This is a genomic window from Paenirhodobacter enshiensis (genome assembly GCF_000740785.1).
Taxonomy (GTDB): Bacteria; Pseudomonadota; Alphaproteobacteria; order Rhodobacterales; family Rhodobacteraceae; genus Rhodobacter; species Rhodobacter enshiensis.
Window position 1 is genome coordinate 44412 of sequence record NZ_JFZB01000023.1, and the last position, 24043, is coordinate 68454.

The 24043-nt window shown below is 63.1% G+C and carries 20 protein-coding genes; 6 read left to right on the forward strand and 14 right to left on the reverse strand.

Going from position 1 to position 24043, the window contains the following annotated elements:
- Positions 1 to 104: 104 nt before the first annotated feature.
- The 4 genes from CG50_RS11525 to CG50_RS11540 all read right to left on the reverse strand — a co-directional run bounded on the left by CG50_RS11525 (position 105) and on the right by CG50_RS11540 (position 7537).
- Entirely contained in the window at positions 105 to 1031 is a 927-nt protein-coding gene (locus tag CG50_RS11525; RefSeq protein WP_036638444.1) for a DUF2493 domain-containing protein, read from the reverse strand.
- 344 nt (positions 1032 to 1375) lie between these two features.
- Positions 1376 to 2422 (reverse strand): DUF7146 domain-containing protein, encoded by a 1047-nt coding sequence (locus tag CG50_RS11530; protein WP_036638447.1) that lies wholly within the window; start codon positions 2420 to 2422, stop codon positions 1376 to 1378.
- Positions 2422 to 6744, reverse strand: a complete 4323-nt coding sequence (locus CG50_RS11535; RefSeq protein WP_036638448.1) for a strawberry notch family protein — start codon at positions 6742 to 6744, stop codon at positions 2422 to 2424. The genes CG50_RS11530 and CG50_RS11535 overlap by 1 nt, the downstream gene beginning before the upstream one ends.
- Before the next feature lie 148 nt (positions 6745 to 6892).
- Positions 6893 to 7537 carry a hypothetical protein gene (locus tag CG50_RS11540; protein ID WP_036638450.1) on the reverse strand — a complete coding sequence of 215 codons (645 nt, stop codon included), beginning with the start codon at positions 7535 to 7537 and terminating at the stop codon, positions 6893 to 6895.
- Between the two features lie 321 nt (positions 7538 to 7858).
- On the opposite strand from CG50_RS11540, the gene CG50_RS11545 reads away from it, so the two are divergent.
- The 3 genes from CG50_RS11545 to CG50_RS11555 are packed head-to-tail and all read left to right on the forward strand — an operon-like array spanning position 7859 to position 11012.
- Positions 7859 to 9079, forward strand: coding sequence for a site-specific integrase (locus CG50_RS11545; RefSeq protein ID WP_036638453.1), 1221 nt, complete (start codon positions 7859 to 7861; stop codon positions 9077 to 9079).
- On the forward strand, positions 9076 to 10020 hold the full coding sequence (locus tag CG50_RS11550; RefSeq protein WP_036638455.1) for a tyrosine-type recombinase/integrase: 945 nt from the start codon (positions 9076 to 9078) through the stop codon (positions 10018 to 10020). The genes CG50_RS11545 and CG50_RS11550 overlap by 4 nt, the downstream gene beginning before the upstream one ends.
- Entirely contained in the window at positions 10020 to 11012 is a 993-nt protein-coding gene (locus CG50_RS11555; protein ID WP_036638456.1) for a tyrosine-type recombinase/integrase, read from the forward strand. The genes CG50_RS11550 and CG50_RS11555 overlap by 1 nt, the downstream gene beginning before the upstream one ends.
- Here CG50_RS11555 and CG50_RS17440 read toward each other — a convergent pair.
- From CG50_RS17440 to CG50_RS11590, 9 genes are all read right to left on the reverse strand, one after another.
- The gene (locus tag CG50_RS17440) at positions 10954 to 11397 is read right to left on the reverse strand and encodes a hypothetical protein (RefSeq protein WP_245615701.1); all 444 of its coding nucleotides are present in this window, start codon (positions 11395 to 11397) and stop codon (positions 10954 to 10956) included. The two genes, CG50_RS11555 and CG50_RS17440, sit on opposite strands and share 59 nt — an antisense overlap.
- Before the next feature lie 65 nt (positions 11398 to 11462).
- Positions 11463 to 12011: a hypothetical protein gene (locus CG50_RS11560; protein ID WP_036638457.1), complete on the reverse strand. Its 549-nt coding sequence runs from the start codon at positions 12009 to 12011 to the stop codon at positions 11463 to 11465.
- A gap of 200 nt (positions 12012 to 12211) precedes the next feature.
- Complete coding sequence (locus CG50_RS17235) at positions 12212 to 12376, reverse strand: hypothetical protein (protein WP_156876264.1); 165 nt, start codon at positions 12374 to 12376, stop codon at positions 12212 to 12214.
- A 415-nt stretch (positions 12377 to 12791) separates the two neighbouring features.
- Entirely contained in the window at positions 12792 to 13097 is a 306-nt protein-coding gene (locus tag CG50_RS11565; RefSeq protein ID WP_036638487.1) for a hypothetical protein, read from the reverse strand.
- Between the two features lie 65 nt (positions 13098 to 13162).
- Entirely contained in the window at positions 13163 to 13384 is a 222-nt protein-coding gene (locus CG50_RS11570) for a hypothetical protein (protein WP_036638458.1), read from the reverse strand.
- 60 nt (positions 13385 to 13444) lie between these two features.
- On the reverse strand, positions 13445 to 15574 hold the full coding sequence (locus CG50_RS11575) for a ParB/RepB/Spo0J family partition protein (protein ID WP_036638459.1): 2130 nt from the start codon (positions 15572 to 15574) through the stop codon (positions 13445 to 13447).
- Between the two features lie 116 nt (positions 15575 to 15690).
- A complete protein-coding gene (radC, locus tag CG50_RS11580) occupies positions 15691 to 16167 on the reverse strand; it encodes a RadC family protein (protein ID WP_051909936.1) in 477 nt (158 codons plus the stop codon).
- Positions 16168 to 16289: 122 nt separating this feature from the next.
- The gene (locus tag CG50_RS11585; protein ID WP_036638460.1) at positions 16290 to 16685 is read right to left on the reverse strand and encodes a DUF2958 domain-containing protein; all 396 of its coding nucleotides are present in this window, start codon (positions 16683 to 16685) and stop codon (positions 16290 to 16292) included.
- A complete protein-coding gene (locus tag CG50_RS11590; RefSeq protein WP_036638461.1) occupies positions 16682 to 17644 on the reverse strand; it encodes an ArdC family protein in 963 nt (320 codons plus the stop codon). The genes CG50_RS11585 and CG50_RS11590 overlap by 4 nt, the downstream gene beginning before the upstream one ends.
- Before the next feature lie 266 nt (positions 17645 to 17910).
- Between CG50_RS11590 and CG50_RS11595 the strand changes: the two genes are divergently transcribed.
- The 3 genes from CG50_RS11595 (at position 17911) to CG50_RS11605 (ending at position 23463) form a co-directional block, all read left to right on the forward strand.
- Positions 17911 to 19131: an ATP-binding protein gene (locus tag CG50_RS11595; protein ID WP_036638463.1), complete on the forward strand. Its 1221-nt coding sequence runs from the start codon at positions 17911 to 17913 to the stop codon at positions 19129 to 19131.
- Positions 19132 to 19193: 62 nt separating this feature from the next.
- Positions 19194 to 19976 (forward strand): HamA C-terminal domain-containing protein, encoded by a 783-nt coding sequence (locus CG50_RS11600; RefSeq protein WP_036638465.1) that lies wholly within the window; start codon positions 19194 to 19196, stop codon positions 19974 to 19976.
- Positions 19963 to 23463 (forward strand): DEAD/DEAH box helicase, encoded by a 3501-nt coding sequence (locus CG50_RS11605; RefSeq protein ID WP_036638467.1) that lies wholly within the window; start codon positions 19963 to 19965, stop codon positions 23461 to 23463. Before CG50_RS11600 ends, CG50_RS11605 begins: the two co-directional genes overlap by 14 nt.
- Before the next feature lie 25 nt (positions 23464 to 23488).
- On the opposite strand, the gene CG50_RS11610 is transcribed toward CG50_RS11605, so the two are convergent.
- On the reverse strand, positions 23489 to 23929 hold the full coding sequence (locus CG50_RS11610) for a hypothetical protein (RefSeq protein ID WP_211248611.1): 441 nt from the start codon (positions 23927 to 23929) through the stop codon (positions 23489 to 23491).
- Between the last annotated feature and the right edge of the window lie 114 nt (positions 23930 to 24043).

Consider the following 24043-nt stretch of genomic DNA (forward strand, 5'->3'; position numbering starts at 1 on the left):
TCGCGCCTTCCACCACCACCATGGCGCAAGGCGAACATAGCATGAAACTGCACGGCATGGCGAGAGTTCTGCCGGGCATGGTGTCGACGAATGGCTGGCAGCGCTCACGTGCTGCCCGCCGCCAGGCGGTAGACCGGGATGCCCATCTTGCGGGCCTTGTCGGCGAGGTTTTCCTGAATTCCGGTGCCGGGGAAGACGATGACCCCGATCGGCATCGTGCCGAGCATCCGGTCGTTGCGCTTGAAGGGCGCGGCCTTGGCGTGTTTCGTCCAGTCGGGCTTGAAGGCGACCTGCGGCACCTTGCGGTTGTTGGCCCAGGTGGCCGCGATGCGTTCGGCGCCTTTCGGGCTGCCGCCGTGCAGAAGCACCATGTCGGGGTGCTTGGCGTGCACCTGATCGAGCCTGGCCCAGATCGTGCGGTGATCGGTGGTGTCGCCGCCCGAGAAGGCGATCTTCGGCCCGGAGGGCACGAGCACCTCGGTGTCGGCCCGTCGCTTGGCGGCGATGAAGTCGCGGCTGTCGATCATGGCTGAGGTCATCTCGCGATGGTTGACGCGTGAGCCGGAGCGCGGCGACCAGGGCGTGCCGGTGGTGCGCAGGTAGAGGTCGGCGGCGGTCTCGCGGAAAGTCTCCATGCTGTCGCGGCGCTCGATCAGGCTCTGGCCGATACCGATCAGGGTCTCCAACTGGACGGATTTGACCTCGCTTCCGTCCTGTTCGCGCTGAAGGCGCTTCTGGGCCTGCTCGTTGTCATCGAGTTTGCGTTCGATCCGCTCGACGGCGCGGTGGAAGGTGTTGACCGTGGACCACATGATCTCGTCTAGGTCGAAATCGAGGCTGGTGTCGGCCATGGTGGAGATCAGGGCATCGAAGATGTCGGCAACCGCGCCCTGGATGGCGGTGTCCTCGGGCGTGATCCGGGGATCGGCCTCGCCCTCGGCGGGACGGTAGCCATAGAGTTCGAGCTCTTCGATGACATGGCCGGTGGGAGACGTGCTGTGATCGGGTTCGAATTCGTCATGGGCATACATGGGATGTGTCCTTCGGCTGGACCGCGACCGTCGCGGCCTTCATGGCGACGACGAGCCCACGGGCGCTCCGGCCTGGCAGCCCGAGCTCTTTGCGGGGGCCTTGATGGCAAAGCCCGGCTGATTTGCTTCGCGCTGTAAAGGCGGGGGAGACGGGGTCCCCACGCGACCTGTCGCGTGGGGTGGCGGGCCGCCGACGGAAATCAGTCGGGCGCCGCCATTGCCGGGCCGGAGCGTTTGTGGGCCGCTCGCCCTCTCAAGAAGGCCAAGGCGCGGGTCTCTTGCCGAGGTGCAGCAATCCCTTGCCCATGGCGGGATCGGTTATCCCCGATCACGGCCCTCTCTGGCTATGGTGCGCGCGACATGAAACGGCTGACGTCCTCAGGAGCGATCTGCACCCGGATCTGCGCCCGAAGCGCCTCCAGGCCGAGGCTCACGAGATCGTCGTTGAAATCTCCCTGCATGGGCGAAAGCGTGATGGCCTCGATCCCGGCCTCGATGGCCCGGTCCACCACGCTGTCCCGTGCGGCGTCGCCTGCCGGATCGTTGTCGCGGACGATATAGAGCCTGCGCAGATGCGGCGGGAACAGGACAGCAGCGAGATGTCCGGCCGAGAGTGCGGAGACCATCGGCATGATCGGCAATGCCTGCCGCAGCGAGAGGATGGTCTCGATCCCCTCGCCCGCTGCCATGACATCCTGCGCCTCCCCAAACCGGACGGCATTTCCCAGCAGGTCTCCCATCGCCTTCCTCGGCGGATCGACAGGTGCCTTGCCGGAACCGTCAGGGGCGAGCCATGTGCGGTGTACGCCGGTGATCCTGCCATCGAGGTCGGTGACTGCGGCGATCATGGCCGGCCAGGTTTCGGTTGGGCCGCCGCCCTCCGGCCGCCAGTAGCAGGTCGGATGGGAACGCAGATTTTCGGTTCCGCGTAAATCCGTAATGCCGCGACCGCGCAAATACGTCTCCGCGAGGCTGCCGATCAATGGCCGGGTCATGTGCCAGAGGCGGCGTGCCGCTTCGGACGATCCGGATGGTACCGGCGGTGTTCGGAACTTGCGGGACTGTGGCTCCGGTTCGGGATGCGGCAGGCTGAGGAAGCGGCGGGCTTCCTCGGCAACGTCAGCAAAATCGATAAGGCCGAGGCTTTCGCCGATCACGTCGAGCAGATCGCCATGTTCCCCGCTCTGCGCATCGGTCCATTTGCCGGCCGCGCCCTTGCCCGATTCCGGCCCGGTCAGACGGACGAACATGGAGCGGCCGGGACTGTTCTGCACATCGCCGACCTGCCAGTAATTGCCCTGTTTGCGCCCGTTCGAGAGATAGTGGCGGCAAACAGCCTCGGCCTCTCGGCCGAGACGCTGCGCCAGCTCGGAAGCGTTGAGACGTGCCATCACGCGGCCTCCCGCTCGGAGATGCGCTCGACCGGGAAATGGTCGAGCAGTCTGCCGATGATCTCCGGCCCGGCTTCCCCGACCGGCACGAAGAAGCGAAGTTTCCAGGAAATGATCTCGCTGAAGAGCCCATAGGCGCGCAGCCGATCGCGCATGGTATCGGTGAAGCCGGTGAGCTCGATCCGGTTCGCGCCCATGACACGGGACCGGCGTAGTTGCAGTCCCTCGGCCAAATCGAAGATCGTCCGGCCCTCGATGAGTGCCGTGTAGGCCTCGTCCGGCGTGATGGTGGTTGCGACGCCGCTGGTAGCGGCATTTGCTGCCCATGCGGGCGAGACACGGCGACCAATGATGCGCTCGCCCTCGTCGGTCTGGAGCCGATAGACCCGGGAGGTCTCCTGTGGCAGCCGCTTCCAGATCGGCAGCAGAAGCCCGGTCACCATATACAGGATGCTGTCGGTGAACTCCGGCACTTCCTCCAGCTCCGAGTTCCAGGCCGTGGCGAAGTCGGCATGGTCGGCCTCGATCCAGTGGGTTTCGCCCATCGCCCGCGCGGGCAAATTCATCGCTTCCATCGGCCGGATCAGGCGCACGCGGCGCTCGATCTCGCCGTCATCAAGCATCACGCTGGTGGTTGGGATCTGCACGGCGGCGCGGCCCGACCGCTCGTTGGTGAGCAGCTTCGCCAGCGGATCATCCAGCTCCGCCAGCGCCGCATCCAGCGTGACCGGCTGATTGCGCTTGCGCTCGGTCAGGGTCAGCAGCCGCGTTTCCGCGCCAGTACCCGGATGGGTGTGGATCACCTGCCGGTCGGTGACGATGAAGCTCTCTGCGCGCAGCGTCTCCAGCCCCATGTCATAGGTGCCGGATGCAATCGCTCCGTCGATCCGGGCCTGCAGAAGCTGCTCGAAGGCCGAGAACAGGATGCCCTGCAACTCGAGGGTCAGAGCCAGCAGGCGATTGAGGAAGGTCGTGATCGGCGGCAGGTCGTCCTTGATGCCGTTCGCATCCATCAGCCTCAGTCCGGTGGCGGATTCAAACCTCTCCAGCGAGCAGCCCTCGACCTTGCCGCGCACAATCAGCAGATAGAGCTGGCGCAGCGCATCGCGGGCATAGGCGGATTCCAGATTATCCTCGGGCCGGAACAGGCCTTGGCCGCCGGTCTGGCGCTGCCCGCGCGTGATCGCACCCAGCGTGTCGAGACGACGGGCGATCGTGCTGAGGAACCGCTTCTCGGCCTTCACATCCGTGGCGATGGGCCGGAAGAGCGGTGGTTGCGCCTGATTGGTGCGGTTGGTGCGCCCGAGCCCCTGAATGGCGGCATTGGCCTTCCAGCCCGGCTCCAGCAGGTAGTGCACCCGCAGGCGCTGGTTCCGCGCCAAAAGGTCCGCATGATAGCTGCGCCCGGTGCCCCCCGCATCCGAGAAGACCAGAATGCGCTTCTGGTCATCCATGAAGGCCGAAGTTTCGGCAAGGTTGGCGGAGGGCGCGCGGTTCTCGACGACCAGGCGGGCCGATGCGCCTTCGCCCTTTCGCACGATGCGGCGCGACCGGCCCGTGACCTCCGCCACCAGGTCGGTGCCAAAGCGCTGGACGATCTGGTCGAGCGCGCCCGGAACCGGCGGCAGCGAGCCGAGCTGTTCGAGCATCTCGTCGCGCCGGGCGACAGCCTCGCGACTCTCGACCGGCTGACCGTCCCGGAACACGGGTCGCGAGGACAGATTTCCTTCGCTGTCAGTGAAGGGCTCGTAGAGCTGCACAGGGAAGGAATGCTGCAAATACGTGCCGACATATTCCCGTGGAGTGACATCGACGGAAATATCGTTCCATTCGTCGGTCTGGATCTCCGCCAGCCGCCGTTCCATCAGCGCCTCGCCAGTTGAGACGATCTGTATGACGGCGGCATGGCCCGCCGCAAGATCGGCATCGATCGAGCGGATCAGTGTCGGGGTTTTCATCGAGGTCAGCAGATGGCCGAAGAAGCGCTGCTTGGTGCTCTCGAAGGCCGACCGCGCGGCGGATTTGGCCTGGCGGTTCAACGTGCCTTCACTGCCGGTGATATTGGCCGCCTCCATCGCCGCGTCGAGATTGTTGTGAATGACGGCGAACGCGGCCGCGTAAGCATCATAGATGCGGCGCTGCTCTTCGGTGAGCTTGTGCTCGACCAGTTCGTATTCGACGCCGTCGTAGGAGAGCGAGCGCGCGGTATAGAGGCCGAGAGAACGCAAATCGCGGGCGAGCACCTCCATGGCTGCCACGCCGCCGGCCTCGATCGCCTCGACGAACTCCGCGCGGGTCTGGAACGGAAAATCCTCGCCCCCCCAGAGTCCGAGACGCTGCGCATAGGCCAGATTGTGAACGGTCGTGGCTCCTGTCGCCGAGACATAGACCACGCGCGCATCCGGCATGGAATGCTGGAGCCGCAGGCCTGCGCGTCCCTGCTGGCTGGCGGCGATATCGCCGCGGTCTCCCTTGCCGCCACCGGCATTCTGCATGGCATGGCTCTCGTCGAAGATGATGACCCCATCGAAATCGGAGCTCAACCATTCGACGATCTGCTTGACGCGCGAAACCTTCTCGCCCCGGTCATCGGAGCGCAGCGTGGCATAGGTGGTAAACAGGATGCCTTCCGAGAGCGTGATCTTTGCGCCTTGAGGGAAGCGCGAGAGCGGTGTGACCAGCAGTCGTTCCATGCCGAGCGCCGACCAGTCGCGTTGCGCATCCTCGATCAGCTTATCGGATTTGGAGATCCAGACCGCCTTGCGGCGGCCGCGCAGCCAGTTGTCGAGGATGATGCCAGCCGACTGGCGCCCCTTGCCAGCACCGGTTCCGTCACCGAGCATGAAGCCCCGTCGAAAGCGGATCGATCCGGCAGCATCCTCTGGCGCGGCGCTCACAGTGTCGAGATGCTCATCCACCATCCAGGCGCCAGCCAGATGATCGGCATGGGCTTCGCCGGCATAGATCACCGTTTCAAGCTGGGCGTCCGACAGTCGGGTGCGGATGTCGGACGGCAGCATGGGCCGGTAGGACGGCTTTGGCGGCGCGACCGAGGCCATGGCAGCGGATTGCACCAGCCTGGTCGGGTGCGGCTCGGCGCCGGGGATGCGCAGCGATTGCAGCGCATATTCCTCATAGATCGCGTCCGACAAGCGCGCGCCCTCGGGCGGCGCCCAGTCCACGGTCTCATACTCGAGCTCCACCCCCTCGGGATCGGACGCTGGTGCAGCGGCGAGTCGGGACGCTGTGGCGCGAGCAAGATAACCGCGCACGGTCTTCGGGGCAGCCGCCGGCACGGGAGAAGCGACTTTCGGCAGCGACACCGGCAAACGCAGCGGAAGCTGGCTTTCGATCCAGCCGAGCAGCGTGACAACGTCGGGTGCGGTTCCTGCCGAGGCCGGGAAGACTGACGGATCGTCGGCGGGCAGCTTGTCGATCACCGTCAGCCGCGTGTCGATGCTGGTGCCATGCCTTGCGAAGACCGCTCCGTCGATGGCCGCGGTGAAGACCACGCGGCCGCGGTCCTGCAGGCGTATGAAGGCGTCGCGCCAAGCCTTGGCTTCCGGTCCGAAATTCGCGCCGGTGATCGTGACCAACCGCCCGCCGGGGGTGAGACGGGCCAACGCCGAGGCGACATGACGATACGTAGCATCCGCCATCCGTCCCTCGACATTGGCCATGACCGAGAAAGGTGGGTTCATCAGAACCACGGACGGCATGGCGTCCGTGGGCAGATAGTCGTCGATCTGGGCGGCGTCGAACCGGGTGACGGGAAAGGCCGGAAAGAGGGACGAGAGAAGATCGGCGCGGGTCTCGGTGAGTTCGTTGAGGATCAGCGAGCCGCCGACGCTCTGGGCGAGGATCGTCATAAGGCCGGTGCCCGCCGAGGGTTCCAGCACCACGTCATCAGGTGTGATCGCGGCCGCCGCCAGCGCGGCAAGGCCGAGAGGCAGAGGTGTGCTGAACTGCTGGAAGCTCTGGCTTTCCTCGGAGCGCCGGGTCTGCGTCGGCAACAACCCCGCGATCTTCGTCAGAGCATCGAGCCGGGAAACCGGAGAGGCGACTTTGCGGAACAGCGCCTTTCCGTATTTGCGCAGGAACAGCACCGTGGCCACCTCGCCGGCCTCATAGGCGAGCTTCCAGTCCCAGGCGCCACTGGCGTCGGAGGCTCCGAAAGCGGTTTCCATGGCGCTGCGGAGGTCCGCGGTATCGACGCGCTGGCCGCGTTCGAGATGGGGAAGGAGGAGATTGGCGGCAGCCAGGATCGCGGGCGCGGCCGCCAGCGGCGTGACCGGATCGGTCACGGGAGACGAGATGTTCATGTCGGAGATCCTCAGAGAGCTGAAGGGACAAGCCCGGACGGCGCTCTCTCTCAACCACCCGGACTCAACCCCTCCCGGCACCTCCCTGACTCTGGAAACGGTGACACAAAAAAACCGGCCCGACCCGATGGTGGAGCGCTTGTCGAGATCAGCCGAAGCGGCGTCCGGCGTCAGTGAAGGTGTAGTCGTTGGCGATGATGGTCTCATCGACGACTTCATCCGAGGACAAATAGTCGTATTCGCGCTCGAGCTGGCGGTAGAGCCAGCGGGCGAGATCGCGCAACGCCTCGCTTACGGTGTCCTCGGCGTCGGCGGTCATATCCTGCCAACTCGGGCTGTCACGCTCGACCGAAATCGCCATACAATACTCATGGTAATAATGGCCGCGATGGGTGGCTTCGGCGCGAAGCTGGTAGAAATTGCGTCGCTGGACCGCCTGCAGGGCATCGGCGATGCGGTGCAACTCGGTGTCCTGCGGCGCGTATTCCCTGATCCGGCGCGGCGCGCCCTTGCGGTAGGCATAGAAAGTTTCGAAGCAGGCACCATCGCCCTGGCTCCAGAAGCCCCGGAACCAGATGCAGGGGTCTTGCCGTGTGCCGCCGCCCATCAACCGGACGGTTCGGGTCTTGAGGTTCAGCCCTAGGATTTCGGCGACGCGCTGGAAATCCTCAAAGACCGCATCGTACCAGTCATGGTCGAAGCCGCCTTCACGATACCAGGCGCGGGCCTTGTCCTTCGCGTCCCCGCACAACTCGTTGAGGCGATAGACGGGGATTTCGATAATATCAGGCATAGGGATTGCCTCCGTCCAGCACGATGGCAAGCCAGCCGTCCGTGTAGAACCAGTCCACAGTCTCTCCGGTGGCGAGGTCGAGCACATGGGCGCCTCCACCGAACCCGTCCACACGCGGCTTCGAGCAGGTGTTGGCGTATTATGCCGGGATCGGGATTATGCCGCATGGCCCTCCAGTCGACGAGAAGCATTGACTTGCCATATGACCACACCAGCCAATGATTATAGGGTGTGGCTGACCGGCTTCATGGTCCTGAACCCTCAGTTTCGTGCCAACGCGTTCGGCATAATCCTTGTTGCGCCAGCAACATGGAGAAAGCCATGGCCAAGAAAGTCCAACCAACCTGCCTCGACCCGTACATCAGTTCGTTCGAGGAGAGCCTCGCGCCGACGCACATGCAGCGTCGGGCGCTGTCTAACTATCGCTTCCAGCTTCGACGGTTTGGCCGGGTTCTGGAGGCCCATGGTGTTGAGCCGACGTCATTGACGCTGGAAATCGCCGATCGCCATGCCCGGCAGGTTCCATTTGATCGAATGAACGCGGTCAGGATCCCGAACTTGGTCAGACGGTTCGTCCTCCACCTCATCAGCATCGGCGTTGCGATTCCGCCACCTGTATCTGCTGCCCAAATTGCAAAGGACAAGCTGCTGGATGACCTGGAAGGCTTCCTGCTCGGGCAACGCGGCCTGAGTCCGAGTTCAGTTTATCATGTCAAGCGATATGCCGTCCGCTTCTTGGACCACCGGTTTGGCGAAACAGTGCCTGACCCTTCGGCGATCAGGCACCAAGACATCGTTGCGTTCCTCGAACACATCCAGAAGGGGAAGGGTCTGTCGATGGCGCGGACGCCGGCATCCCATCTGCGCTGCTTCTTCCAGTACCTGTTTGCCCGGGGCCTGACCGTAACCAATCTGTCGTCGACTGTGCCGAAGGTACATCGCATCCAGAACAACCGACTTCCCAGGTATCTGCCGCCGACAGACATCGAGGCCATCCTTGAGTGGGTCCGGCGAGAGTCCAGCTATGGCGTTCGTGACTATGCCATGTTCCTGCTGATGGCCCGGCTCGGCCTGCGTGTGCCCGAAGTCATGGCGATAGAGATCGATGACATCGACTGGCGAGCGGGAGAGCTGCTCGTCCGAGGAAAGGGCAAACGGCGTGACCGTCTCCCGCTTCCGGAAGATGTCGGCGCCGCAATCAGCGCTTACCTGCGCGATGCCCGACCATCGACCGTAACGCGCGTTCTTTTTGTCAGGTCCTATGCCCCCTATCTCGGGTTCAAGGACAGCCGCATCGTCAGCAAAATCCTTGCCCGGGCCTGCGCAGCACTGAAGATCGAGATGCCTGCTCGGTATCTCGGATCGCATGTGCTTCGCCACAGCCTCGCAACTCGGATGGTTCGCTCTGGCGTAGCCCTGCACGAGGTGGGCGATGTTCTGCGCCACAAGTCGCGCGCGACGACGATGATCTATGCGAAGCTCGACATCGCAAACCTTCGTTCTGTTGCCCAACCTTGGCCCGCAGGGGAGGCAAAGCAATGACCCTGCACGCCGAGCTTGATCGATATCTCAATCTCCGCCGGATGTTTGGCGCCAAACTGAAAGCAGACGAGTTGCGCCTGCGCAGCTTTGCCACCTTCGTGGACAAAGCCGGAAAAGAGTTCGTCACAAAAGAGCTGCTGCTCGAATGGATGGATGGACTGCGACCTGCCAGTAGCGGGACCAAGGCCAGTAGGTTCAGCGCGGTCCGTCAATTTGCTCTATGGCTGCACGGTATGGATGATCGGCACGAAGATCCTCCACCGAGGGGGTTCGTGCCAGGACGAGTCAGTCGGTCCGCGCCGTACATCTACAGCGATACCGAACTCGCCCAGATCATCGGGGCGGCGCGGGAATTGCCGTCGATCTACGGGCTGCGCGGGCTGACCTGCGCGATGCTCTATGGTCTGATCGCTATCACGGGCATGCGCGTTGCAGAGGCCTTGGCGCTCGACACGGCAGACTTCGATGCCGAGAGGCAGTTGCTCCACATAAAGAACGGCAAGAATGGCAAGGAACGAATCCTTCCAATCGATCCGGATGTCGCGGTGAGACTGAAGAACTACTGTACCGAAAGGGATCGACTGCTCGAACGACACTCGGAACCGCTCTTCGTGAATTGCAAAGGCGAACGACCCGACTATTGCTGGGCGCGGGCAAACTTTGTTCGTGTCTGTCAGAGCATCGGCATGCGGGGTACATGGGCCAAGCCCATGCCCGGAAGGCCACCGCGCATCCACGATCTTCGGCACACCTTTGCCGTCCGGACGATCACAGGCTGGTATCGCGCCGGACATGATGCTGCGCGCGAAATGCACAAGCTGACGACCTACCTCGGGCATGAGGGGCCAAGGGACACCTACTGGTACCTTCAGGCCGTGCCCGAGCTTCTCGAACTGGCCTCGGCACGGATCGGCGAGAGTTCTGCGGCGGAGGAGTCGTAATGAGGACCGCGACATTCCCAGCCTTGCTGCAGCGCTTCTTCACAGATCGCTTGTGCGTCCAGATGGAAGCAAGCCGTCATACCATCGCATCGTATCGCGACACCTTCCGCCTGCTGATCCGCTATGCCGGAGCCCGCAGCGGCAAAGCCCCAACGAGGCTGGAAGTTGGCGATATCGATGCCGACATGGTGGCGAACTTCCTCATCCATGTCGAAGGGTCCCGCGGCAACGCTGTCCGGTCTCGAAATGCCCGGCTCGCGGCGATCCGGTCCTTCTTCCGGTATGTTGCGATGACGGAGCCAGTGTTGTTGCATCACTGCCAACGCATTCTGGCCATGCCGAACAAACGCCAAGAAAAAAGGGCGGTGACGTTCCTCGATGCCGACGAAATCGCGGCATTGCTCGGCTCGCCCGACCGCGCCACTTGGGTGGGGCGCAGGGATCACGCTTTGCTGCTGCTCGCTCTCCAAACTGGGCTGCGGGCTTCAGAGTTGGTCAATCTGAACTGCAACGACGTGGTCTTCGGGACCGGTGCCCATGTTAAATGTCTTGGGAAAGGCCGAAAAGACCGGCGGACGCCCTTACGCCGCGATACGGCCAGATTGATCGCGGGCTGGATCCGTGATCGCAAGGATAGCGAAGGTCCGCTGTTCCCCTCGATCCGCGGAGACCGTCTCAGTCGCGACGCACTTGAGCATCTGGTCCGAAAATACTGCGCCAAGGCGGCGCAGACCTGTCCAAGCCTTGAGGGGAAGCGCGTTACACCGCACACGCTCCGCCACAGCACCGCGATGGAACTATTGCATAGCGGTGTCGACCAAGCGGTCATCGCGCTTTGGCTCGGCCATGAATCCGTGGAAACCACCCAGATCTACATCCACGCGGATATGCGTCTAAAGGAAAATGCGCTCCGACAGGTGACTGCACCGGGGGTCAAATCCAGCCGATACCGACCAGACGATCAGCTGCTGGCCTTCCTCGAGTCGCTCTGAATATGCCGAATGACCGCATGGCCAAGGCCAACGTTCTCAAGCCGGGGCACTGGCCATGCGGCATAATCCCGATCCCGGCATAATACGCCTTATGCCGAATTCGGCATAAGGTGTATTGCATTCCCCAGAGGCCGGTCAGCCCGAACTCCTTCGCGCAGCGTTTGACGAATTGGATGACATGCTCGGGATCGCCGGTGCCATCATCGCGCATCCAGAGCCGGGTTCCGCCATGCTCGGGTTGAATGGAAAGCAGAAACCCGTCCGAAGGCGGATCCCCAGCGGCATTCTCATCCGAGAGCGCATTGTAGAGATCGAGCGCGCGGGCGGCCCGCTCGGGGGTGCCCACGTCAAGCAGGCAGGAGAAATGGGTGAAATAGTCGGCCATGATGGTCTCCGGGCATCACATGGCCTGGCGTGGAACCGAGCCAAATGGGATGGAAAGGGTGAAGCTCAGGCGGCCTGCGGCAGGCGGAGCAGATCGGCCGCGATCTCGCGCCAGAAGGGATCAACCAACCGTGCCTCCTGCGCAGCGGCGCGGTAACGCAGCCGTCTCGCATCACCTGGCTCGGAGGCTCGGAATGCCATGCCGCGCAGTCGGCTGGCCTTGGTCACGATCCTGCGTGCCTCGGCATCGGATGCGACCGGCTGTTGCCAGAGGATAATGCCGCCGCGGATTGCGCCGGCGAGGACCAGGCGCTGATCGCGGTCCTGAATGAGCATGATGCGCGGCTGGAAATACGGAAAGCTATTCGGCCCCGTGCAAATATCACCGCGCGACAGGCGCAAGGCTGCGGCCTGGATGGCCTCCTCCGGTGACGGGCACTCCCCAAGCGGGATCACGCGGTCAAAGCTACTCGCCGCATCACTGGCGTCATAGCTGGCGACGCCGAGGCAAGAGATGCGCAGCGGCAGCTTTTGCGACCGATAAAGCGCGGGCAGAACATCGGCCGCCAGAATCTGGCCGATGGAGCGGAAGGTTTGGGAACGGGCAAAGGTCATCGGGATCACTCCATGACGGGCGCCGGTGAGCCTCTCTCTCCAGCCCTCAACCCGTCACGGCCGAAAGGCCCGGACTCTTCCTCTCTGACCGGGCTTGTTCCCGGTTCCGCTGCCGACGATGGGGGACCATCGAGAGGCACTGAAGGCCCGAAGCGCGGGTCTCCGCGCTCGGGCCGTTTGGGGTGAGACGCTTTCGCGCCTCAGGCCCATGGATCCAGTTCCAGCTTCACCATGTCCTCATCGCCGTCAAACTCGTCGGCGGGCATGGCGCCGTGGGTTCCGTCCCCGGCCTGAAACACGACGATCACGACCATCAGAGTGGTGGCAAGGCTGGCGGCGAAAGCGGTGGCATCTGCATAGGACATCGGGATTGGCTCCTGTCTCTGGAGGCGGGGGACCATCCCCCGCGCGACAGGCGCCCGACGTGTCTGACCGAATCTGCACTCACCCTCGGGCGTTCGGACTGTTTCCGAATCCCCGAGGGCGGCACGTATGCGTAAGCCGACCCCTCCGGGGTTGAATGTCAAAGAGACGGATCAGACCAAGGTTAGCGAATGGAAGCGAGGGTGGTGTCTTGCATCCGACAGGCGCCGGATACCCCCTTGCAGATGCCCCGTCCGGCCAGCCTTGCCGCCGCGCTGGCATCAGGAGCGTGTTCGAGGACGGGGGCGGACACCGATGCCGAACATGATGAGCGGCACCGTCGTGCAGCTGGAACCGGAACCATGGAGGCCGATGACGGGAAGACGGTGGCGGCTATCGTCAGACGAGGACAGGCCTTCAGTCCCAGAGCCCATCGGCGATCTCGCAGGCGATCATCGCACGCGCGGTCATCATCACGTCGTCACCGCTGGTGTCGATATGACCGTAGAACCGGGCATGACCGCCGTTCGCGGTCCAATCGGCGTAGCGGCAATATGCGCAGGCTTCGAGACGAAAGGCGCGCATGTCCTCCGCCCAATGCGGTTTCGGCTCCACCACCACGGTGATGCCATCGCGGGTTTCCTCCCAGGGCAGCGTGCGCTCGGATGGCGGACTGGCGTGGTTTTCACGGAATATCCGGTCGATATCGATCATTGCGGGCATCAGGGTTTTCCAAAGAAAAAACCCGGTCACGAGGACCGGGCGAGTTGCGGAAACGGAAAGCGGGATCAGTAGCCGAAGCGCCAGGACGGCCATGCCTGTCCGTCATTGGCGTCGGTGACGGCCTTGGCAAGCAGGTCGCCGTCACCTTCGATCAGCGTGGGATCGCGGATCGGGGTTTCGTCGATGACGACAACATCGGCGACGATGCCGTCCTCAACCTCGACATGCACAGGGACGAGATAGGAAAAGACGATGCGCCGAGTGGCCGTGTCGCGTTTGAAAGTCATGGGGACGTCCTGAAGCTGAGGAAAGAACTGCGGGGCGATCGGGACCGCCCCGCGTGAGGATCATTCCGCGGCGACCATCCTCTGCGGGTCTTCGTCCCCGGCGGCTTCGTCCTCTTCGCCGTCTCCGGCGAGGAACTCGGGCAGATCGTTGGCCTCGGCGTCGATCCCGGCATCCGCATCGACCTCGGCATCGGGGTCCACCAGGCGCAGCGGCTCCGGCAACCAGCCGGTTTCGGCCAGCAGACGCTCGGCCTCCTTGGCCATGTCGCTCTTCTTCAGATGGTCGATGAGCTGGGCGGCCCGCTCGCCGGCGCCCTCGCGCACCGCCTCGATGATCCGCGGCTTGGTCACGCGGCCGAGATAGTTGCCGACGGTCGGCCGCCAGCCCACCGCCACCATGTCGAGGCCCGTTTCCCGCGCCAGCCGGTCGGCCTGGGACAGGCGCACATCGAGCCCGTGCTGGCTGACGCCCATGCCGCCATAGGGGTTGGGCTTCTCGTGCAAGGCGTTGACGCCGAAACTGACGCAATGGGCGAGCAACTCCATCCGGGTGTCGTCGTCCTGATCGGCCAGCCAGTCCCAGAGCGCCGCATCGTCGGCCGGGATGTGATCGCCCCAGCGTTCGTGGCGGTCGGTAATGGCGCGCGCCGAGATGCTTTCGCCGAGGTCGTCGGCTTGTGCCGGGAAATGAACTTCCCGGACATGAGCCTCAAGGCACCCCCTGGTGGAATGCGGCAGGAAGCAATCGGTGACCAGCCGATGCAGCATCGCCGTCATCGCCACATGCGGGTTGCACGCCACCGCATCCCGCAGCGCCAGCGTGCGATGCGCGGTCAGTTCGCTGACCAGGCGATCGGGCAGAGGCCGGATGGTCTCGACCTCGTCGTCCTCCTCGGTCTCCGGCGCGCCCCCGCCTACGGTGATGACGGCGCGCCGGACGCTGCCGTCTTCGTCGCCTTCGGCAGATGCACCATCGGCGTCATCGCCCTCGTGACCTTCCACCTCCTCGTCTTCGGGGCGGACATAACCGCGCTCGACGGCAAGATGGCCGTCATGGCGGATGCTGACGAAGACACCGGCACGGGCCATCTGGTCTGCGTCGTAGACCATCGGCCGGGATTCCAAGGCGTCCAGCGCTTCCTCGATCTCGCCGAGGCGCGCATCGACCTCGTCGGTGAACTCGTCGGCCTCGGCATATTCCGCCTCCAGCGCGTCGAACTCGTCGCGGAGCTTCTCGCGCTCGGCACGCTCCTCGTCAGTCAGGTCGATGGTGGTGCCGGCCAGACGGCGCAAGCCGCTGGTATGACCATAGGGGAAGTCCACGGCGACCTCGATCCACTTCCAGCCCTCGGCGGCGATGGTCTCCGCTTCGGCCTTCAGCTTCTCGGCCGCCAGCCGGTCGAGCAGCACCGGATCCTGGAGCCAGCCGCCATCGTCCTGCTGGAAGAGATCGCGCAGCACATAGCCGCCCGCCGCCTCATAGGCCTCGATGCCGACGAAGAGCGCCCGCTTGTCGGAGGCCCGCACCGTGGTCTCGGTCAGCATACGCCGGATCGTGTAAGGCTCCTTCTGCCAGCTGTCCTTGATCGCCGCCCAGACCTGTTCCTGCCGGGCATGGTCGTCGGAGATTGTAAAGGCCATGAGCTGTTCCAGCGTCATGCCGTCCTCCGCATAGGTCTCGAGCAGCGCCGGCGAGACCGAAACGAGGCGCAGACGCTGCTTCACCACCTTTGCGTCGACGAAGAAGGCGGCGGCGATTTCCTCCTCGCTCATTCCCTTCTCGCGAAGGACCTGGAAAGCGCGGAACTGGTCGAGCGGATGCAGCGGCGCGCGCTCGATATTTTCGGCCAGCGACACCTCGTCGATCAGGATGTCGTCACTGGCGTCCGAGACGATACAGGGCACCGGCACGGTCTTGTTGAGGCGCTTCTGTTTGACCAAAAGCTCCAGCGCACGATAGCGGCGGCCGCCAGCCGGCACTTCGAAGAGGCCGGTTTCCTGCCCCTCGGCGTCGAGCTCGGGCCGGACATGCAGGGACTGGATCAGCCCGCGGCGGGCGATGGACTCGGCCAGTTCCTCGACCGAGATACCGGCTTTCACGCGCCGGACGTTGGACTGGCTGAGCACCAGCTTGTTGAAGGGGATGTCGCGCGAAGACGACAGGGTGATCTTCTGCGTGGCAGTGGCCATGTCAGGGTCTCCATGACGGACGCCGGGGAGCCTCTCTCTCCGGCAACCAGCCCGTCACGAAACCCCCACCCTCCTTTCCCTCTCATGGCCGAGCCGCGGATGAACGCGCAGACCCATCAGAGCTCGCCGCGGGCACGCAGACTGGTCTCCCGGCCAGCCCCGGTGATGATGTGGTCGTGCAGTATCACCCCCAGGGACACACAGGCGTTTCGGATTTCCTTGGTCATCGCGAGGTCGGCGGCTGAGGGCTCGGGATCGCCGGCCGGATGATTGTGGACGATGATCAGCGCCGAGGCATTGAGCGCCAGGCAGTGCCGCAGCACCTCCCGGGGATAGACCGGGACATGATCGACCGTGCCGGTGGCAAGGCACTCGTCTGAGATCAGCCGGTTCCGGCGGTCGAGATAGAGGACATGGAAGCGCTCCACATCGCCCCTGATGGTGAGGGCGCAATAGTCGAGCACCGCCTGCCAGGAGGACAGGACAGGGTTCTGGTTGAGATGGCGCAGCAGGATCTGCCGGGCTTCATAGACCACGGCCTGCTCCTGGGCCGAGAACCGGAGCGGCTGCGGTTCGATGGCGGATGTTCTCATGTTTAGTGTCATGGTCCTGTTCTCCAACGGGCAGTCGGCCGGGCGCCGAACTTTCACCGCGTCACGAGGAGAAGTGCCGCCCTCTTCCTTCGAAGAGCGCGGCGCGGAACCTGCAGAACCCCTCAGGAACGCGGGGACTCCGTGTCGAGGCGTGTCCCGCCTGGCAGACGGCCCGAGCGATAAAGCAGGCGCTCGGTATCGCGAATGCTGCCGGCATCGCGGGCGGCCTTGGCCCAGACCGAGATCGGGAAATCCCCCGTGAACAGCAGATCCCGCTCGATACCCATGCCGAAGGGCAGCCGAATGGCACGCAGTTCGTTGAGGCTCCAGGAGCCAAGCTCCGGGTAGCCAATGTCGGCCAGGCCAAACATGATGTCGCCGTCCTCGTCGAGCTCGGTCGCAAGCCAGACACCGGCGCCGAAGGGATTGAAGAATTTTACGACCGGAATGTGATCCTGATCGCGATCGCGGCCATTCGCCAGCAAACGGTCACGCTGTGTGTCGGTCAGGAGGATCATGCCGCGGCCCTCCCTTCCGTCGGGGTCTGCCGCTCAACATCGGTGCTGTCGTCGGGCAGATGGGCCAGGAGCCAGTCGGCCGCCTTGCTGGCCTGCGAGGCGGCGCGGACGATCGCGCGGGAATCCTCGCGCATCACCTCCAGCCAGGAGCCGATGTAATCGGCGTGGCGCACAGTCGGGACGATCCCGAGCGAGGCGCAACAGAACGCGCTCGAAATCTCGGCGATCAGCTCCTCGAAGGCGTATTTCTTCGTACCGAAACCGCCCGAGAAGTCCCGCCCCAACCGTGAGGTATGTCCTGTCGCGTGCCCCATCTCGTGCAGGGCGGTCCGGTGCCAGTTGATCGGTTCGAAATAGGCCTGCGGAGGTGGCACCTGAACATAATCGAGCGCGGGGACATAGAAGGCGCGGTTCCCGCCGATCCGGAAGTCGATACCAGTCGCGGCGATCAGTTCCTCGACCCGCGGCTCGATCAGCCCGGGCGGCGGTGGCGGTGCCTCGACGGCGATGTCGTTGGGTAAACCCTCGCATTGCGCAGCGTTGAACACGGTGAAGCGCTTGAGGAAAGGGATGCTGCCGGGTTCTTCGCCAGTTTCCTGCGCCCGCCGTTTCTCGTCCTCCGGCGTGAACCGGTCGGCATAGACGACTGTCGTCCCGCGCTCGCCCTTGCGGACATTGCCGCCGAGCGACAGCGCCTGGCGGAAGGTCAGCCAGTGCTGGGTCGGATAGCCGTGCTGGATGACAGCACCCCAGAGGATCAGGACATTGATCCCGGAATACTGCCGGGCGGTCGCCGCGTTCCGCGGCATGGCGAGCGGCGCCTTCGCCGCCGCCGTTCCCCAAGGCTGGACCCAGGGCAGCCGCCCCTCCTCCAGCTCTGCGATGATCTTGTCGGTGATGTCGTCGTAAAGGTTGGTGCGCGTTCCGCCCTTGCGGGCCGCGCGATGCTCTCTGGCCATCGGGATGATCTCCGCGACGGGCGCCGGAAGACCCTCTTCCAGCCCTCAACCCGTCACGGAAAACCCGCCCGCACTTTACCTCTCAGGGGGCGTTGCGGGGTCTCCCCGCTGATGGGGGTATGTCGGTAACGCCAGTGCCGACCAGGGGGAAGGCTTTCCCCTCCTAACCCCTTCCAGATCGCGACCCTCTTGGTTCCAATTAGCGGCCCATTGACTCCCAATCAGCCGAGATAGATAGTTCCAATTATCGGAGGCTAGGGGACGGGATGTTCAAGCGGTTTGTAGAGCGCCGGGCGGAGGAAGCCCTTTCAGATACGCCCGTGGTTCTCATTGTAGGGCCACGGCGGGCTGGCAAAACCACGCTCGTCAAGAAAATGGGGGAAGCCGGCCGCACCTATATCACGCTGGACGACCAGACCGTGCTGGAGGCTGCGCGGTCCGATTCGGCCGGATTCATCCGGGGACTGGATCGGGCCATCATCGACGAGATTCAGCGCGCGCCCGACCTGCTGTTGGCGATCAAGAAGACGGTCGACGAGGACTATCGTCCGGGCCGATTTCTCCTCACGGGCTCAGCGAATGTGCTGACCTTGCCACGGGTCGCCGATAGTCTCGCCGGCCGGATGGAAACGCTCGAGATGCTGCCGCTGGCACGGGCCGAGATCGAGGGCAGGACGCCGACCTTTCTGGAGCGTCTCTTCGAGGGAAAGCTGCAAAAGCCAAGCAAAGCGATCGTCGGCGACGATCTCGTCCACTCCGTCCTGCTCGGCGGCTTTCCCGAGGCGATCGCCCGTGAGAGCGAGCGGCGCCGGCAGGACTGGGCGCGATCCTATCTCACGTCGGTTCTCACCCGCGATCTCAGGGACATCGCAGAGGTCGAGAAGCTGACCGAGCTCCCGAAATTCGTGCGGTTGCTGGCCGAGCATTCCAGCCAATTGGTCAACTATTCGCAGTTCGGAGCCAGCATCAATGTCAGCCACAAGACGGGACAGCGCTACGTCGGGCTGCTCGAACAGGTCTTTCTGATCGCGACGCTGCAGCCCTGGTTCACCAACGCGCTGAAGCGCATCGTCAAAACACCGAAGCTACATTTCCTCGATTCCGGCCTGCTGGCGAGCACGCGGGGTCTGACCTTCGACAGGGTGAAGGCGGATCGCGGGACGTTCGGCGCCCTGCTGGAAAGCTTCGTGTTCTCGGAAGTGCTCAAGCTGACGACAGCCTCGGACCTGCGACTGACACCCTATCACTTCCGCGATCGCGACATGCGCGAGGTCGACATCGTGCTGGAGCGTGACGACGGCAAGATCGCCGGCATCGAGGTGAAAGCGAGCGCCACGGTCAAGTCCGGCGATTTCGCTGGGCTGCGCGCCTTGGCCGAAGCCTGCGGAGACCGCTTTGCTTTTGGCACCGTGCTGTATGACAGCACGGATGTTGTGCCATTTGGTGACCGGCTGGCTGCGGCGCCATTGTCCTGTCTGTGGAGTTGAGCGGATGTGCAAAGATTGCCGACTGATCAACCTTCGCGATGCAATGATCGTGGGAGGCCTCCGTGAGCCTGTATGAGAGGTGGTGCGACGCCACGAGAGAAAAAGACAAACGCAAGTACTACTGGACCTATGTCGAGAAGCATGGTGGCCGCGATGAAATCCAAGGGGACTTGGCTGAAACGATCCGTTCGCATTACGACCGACTGGAACGCATTGCGGAGGACGTGGACCGGCTCGGATACAAGGTCGCCGCCGAGATCCTCAGCGAGGCGATGCCTCAGACGTCCAAGGGTCGTTCGGGCGATCTCGGCGAAATTCTCGCGACTGAGCTCGTCGAGGAGGAGATTGGCCTGCGTGTCCCCGTGCGCCGTCTCCGCTACAAGGACGGGCGCAACATGGCCATGCGCGGAGATGATTTCATCGGTGCCGGGTATGACAGTAAAGGCGAGAAGCTCTGGCTCCTGAAAGGCGAAGCCAAAAGCAACAAGGTGCTCGGTAAGGCCACGGTCACGAGCGCGCGCAAGGTGCTCAACCGCGATAGCGGTCGGTGTACGCCGGACTCGCTGCTGTTCGTTGCAAACCGCCTGCTGGAAAGCAACGACCCGGACGACAACGCACTGGGCCGCAGCCTTCGCGACGAGGTGGGCCTGAAGTCTCTCCGGGCGGATCGCATCGATCACATGCTTTTCACTATATCGGGCAACGGTCCACACGCTTCGTTGAAACAGGATCTCGAGGCGACCGGCACCAATCGAGACCAGTATGTCGTGAACATTCACGTCAAAGACCACCAGGACTTCATCGCGGCCATGTACCAGGAGGCGGAAGATCTTGGAGACGATTGACGAGTTGACAACTTTCCTGACGGACGCGACCGTCGATGGCATCCTCGGACGCCTCCTGTATCGCGGCGCGGCATGGTCGCTGATGCGCGAAAACGGTGTACTGCCGCCGAATGCGCCGCCGCTCGGCGCGACGATCGAAACGGATCTTGCGGAACACGGCTTCGCCCTGCTTAGGGGCGCAATGGCGCTTCGTGCTCAGGCCGGCACCTCGGACCTGACCAGCAAGGCGTTCGAGCGCTCCGCCAATGCCTTCGAAGCTCTTGTTCGCAATGGTGATCCGGAATCGCATGATCGAGGCTTCCGCCGCACCATCGCTGCCGCAGCCTATCATCTCGCCGGATTTTCAGCCGTTGCCTATTCGCTCTTCAACGAGACCGCGGGCGACCTGAACACCTCACCCGGCGAAACAGCGATCCAACATCTGATCCTGCGCGATCTCGGCCAATTGCGCGGCTTCGTTCGCGATTGGCTGGACAACGACGATCACAAGGATGAGCAGATCGCGGAGGCTCTGCGGGGTGAAGAGCCCGATGTCGATGAAGCTCTGTCGACCATCCTCAACACGACGATCTGCCGGGCGCTGGCGTATTTTGATTTCGCGCTTGAGACGGGCGAAACCGAGCCGATCGAGACAGCAAGGGCATTGCTCGACGTCGCGGTCAGTCTTGCAGACAATGCGGAGAATGTCCCCCTGTGGTGGATCTCGAACCTCTGTCGTCACCTTATCGATGACCTGTGGCAGCATTCCCTGCACGAAAATCTGCCGACCGAGCCACCGGAAGGAACGGAGGAAAAATACCCGGACCTGCGCAGGCTATTCATCTCATCGCTCTATGCTCGCAAAACTTCCGAGGTGGAGTTGTGGCCATCGCAGCGCGAAGCAGCCCGGCGCTCCACCGACGTCACGGACGATCTGGTTGTCGCCTTACCAACCAGCGCAGGTAAAACGCGAGTGGCCGAGATTGCAGCGTTGATGACCCTTTCGTCGGCGCGCCGGGTACTGATTGTCACGCCGCTGCGCGCGCTGTCCGCACAAACCGAGCGATCCTTCAGAAAAACCTTCGCGCCTCTCGGCTTCAGCGTCTCCTCACTTTACGGTGCCAGCGGCCTTTCGGCAGGCGATGAAGACGCATTGCGCACTCGCGAAATCATCATCGCGACACCTGAGAAGCTCGACTTCGCACTGCGAAGCGACCCATCTCTGATAGACGATGTCGGTCTCATCGTCCTCGACGAAGGCCACATGATTGGTCCGAGCGAGCGTGAAATCCGTTATGAGACGCTGGTCCAACGCCTGCTTCGGCGCACGGACGCGGAGAGCCGTAGGATTGTCTGTCTGTCCGCCATCCTGCCCAGCGGCGAAGAGCTAGACGATCTTACGGCATGGATACGCTCCGACGAACCCGGCGCGCCGGTGCTCTCAGACTGGCGTCCGACCCGACAACGATTTGGCACGCTTACTTGGCGGGGCCAAGACGCACTGCTTCGCCTCGATCTGAATCGCAATGGTCCGTTCATCGATAAATTTGTCGTGCAGAAACCGGCTAGAGGCAAAGAAAAATTACCCTACCCACGCAAGACGTCGCATCTCACCTTGTTCGCTGCATGGGAGTTCGCCGGCCAAGGAAAGAGGACGCTGATCTTTTCAACCCAAGCCAATTGGGTCGAAGGCTTCGGCAAACAAGTCGTGGACCTCTGCAAGCGTGGATATTTGGGCTCACTGCTGGAGGATGAGGCACCGATTGCCCGCGCTCTTGAGGTCGGCAAGGAGTGGTTGGGAGAAGACCACCCCGCCGTTGCCAGTCTGAAGGTAGGCGTCGCGATCCATCACGGTCGGCTTCCGAGCCCATTCCTGCGCGAATTGGAAACGCTGCTGTCCGAGGGCGTCTTGAAGGTCATCGTTGCATCGCCGACGCTCTCCCAAGGCCTCAATCTCAACGCTGCAGTTATGCTGGTGCCGTATCTGGTCCGCAGAGGCGAGAAGATCAAAGGCGAGGAGTTCGCAAATGTCGCCGGGCGAGCCGGCCGCGCTTTCGTGGACGTCGAAGGCCTCATCGTTCACGTGATGTTCGACAAGATCAGATGGCGAGAAAGAGAGTGGCGTGAGTTGGTTGCCTCCGCCAAGGCCCGCACACTGAAGAGCGGCCTCATCCAAATCGTCGCAGAGATCCTTGAGCGCCTGGCTCGTGAAGGCGTTCTGGAGCGCGATGACGCATGGGAATATCTCGCCAACGCCCGCGAAGCCTGGAGATCGCCAGCGGAGGAAGCCGCAGTCGCCGAGCGCTTGGCGGCCGGCGCGGAATATGACGCAGATGGCGGTGAAGATGAAGGCGGTGATGACGAGGGGGAGACCATCGACGAGGAACCGCTTTCGCAAATCGTTGAACGCCTCGATGCGACTGTTTTCGGATTGATCGAAGCGCTGGACGCCGACCGGGCGGATCTGCCAACGCTCTTGGACGAGGCGCTCAAAGGGTCGCTCTGGGCCCGCCAGATAGCCCGAGAGGACGAGGACATCGCGCCATTGCACAAGAAGGTGTTCGAGGCGCGCGCTGAACTCATATGGAAGTCCACTACAACGGATGCGCGGCGTGGACATTTCGCGATGGGTGTCGGGCTCGAGGCTGGGCTCGCCATTGATGCCATGGCAGACGAATTGGCCGATCTCCTCGATCAAGCCGACGCTGCTGCGCTGAGTGGCGATGTCGACGAACTTGTCGACGCCCTCTGTGGTCTCGGGGAACGCTTGTTGTTCATGCGGCCTTTCATTCCCGACAAGACGAACGCGCTACCGACCAATTGGAAGGACATCCTGCGCCGTTGGGTGTCTGGCGACGATGTCGCCAATATTGGGCCTCAGAACATGCGGGCTGTCGAAGAGGCCTTCACCTATCGTTTGGTCTGGGCCTTGGAAGCTGTTCGTACCCGCCGCATGTCCCTCGGCTGGTCTCCAGAAACAGTGGTGGGGGGCGCCGCAGCAGCGGTCGAAACCGGCGTTCCACAATTCATGATGTCGATGCTGATCCGCGCGGGCCTTCCATCACGGCGCGCAGCCATGGCGGCAATCGAGGATGCCGAGCCAGCCTTCGTCACGCCCGCGGAGATGAGGGCCTGGCTCGAATCCGACGAGATCACAGCTTACACCGATGCTGGTGATTGGCCGCCCCCCGACACGGCAGCACTATGGGCGCGGTTCCGAACGGAGGCCCTGAGTGGCGGCATTCAGAAATGGTCGGTCGAACACTACAAGCGCCTGCTCGACACCGCGACCGCCCCACCTGCCGGCCTCTATCGGATTGTCACAGACGATGGAGATGGGCGGACCTGGATGGCGACGCCTGACTATCAGCGGGTGGCGGCATTCAAGAAATCGGCACTTGATCCGAAGCCCAGCCTGTTCTCGGGGCGGCTGACGGGCAATACTAGGTTGGTGGAAGCGTTGCGCGTCGGCCGTGGGAAACTGCGCTGGCCACGGGCCAACACGTAGAGGAGAACCTACGAGATAATTTCCGCTATTTTTCGTTGGAAGGCTGAAGATATCCTGCTCTTAGGTCACTAATACTTTCAGAGTGCTTAGGCAGCTGCAAGGAGATGCGCTGATTCTTTCCCATCCGCCGCTGCGAAGAAAATTCTACGCGCTGGATGGCATCGATATCGCCGGATGAATACTCGACCCTGTTGGCCTCATCGAAAGGAATGTGTTCTGCCTCTACCCAGAGAGCAACGGTGAGTATCACGTCTCCCAACCGAACGGGTCCGTCGGGAGTCGTGACGGTCACCTCGCCGGGATAGGGAAAGCACACCGTTCGGAAAACGGGTGACTGGGCCCTTTCTATGCCTTCAAACGGATCAGTTGCCTCCTGAAGCTGGAGCCAAAGATCGTTCAAAGACCAGGCCGCGCCGGTCTCGTCGTTACGAAAGATGGATGCGAAAGGGTCCGTATCCGTAAGCATTCGCGGAGGGCCGTCTGGCTGTTGAGCGGGCTGAACGTTTATCGAGTGTCCTCATGGACGCACACGAAGACACTCGCCGTATTCAAGTTTTGTCGGTCTCTGATACCGGCCGTC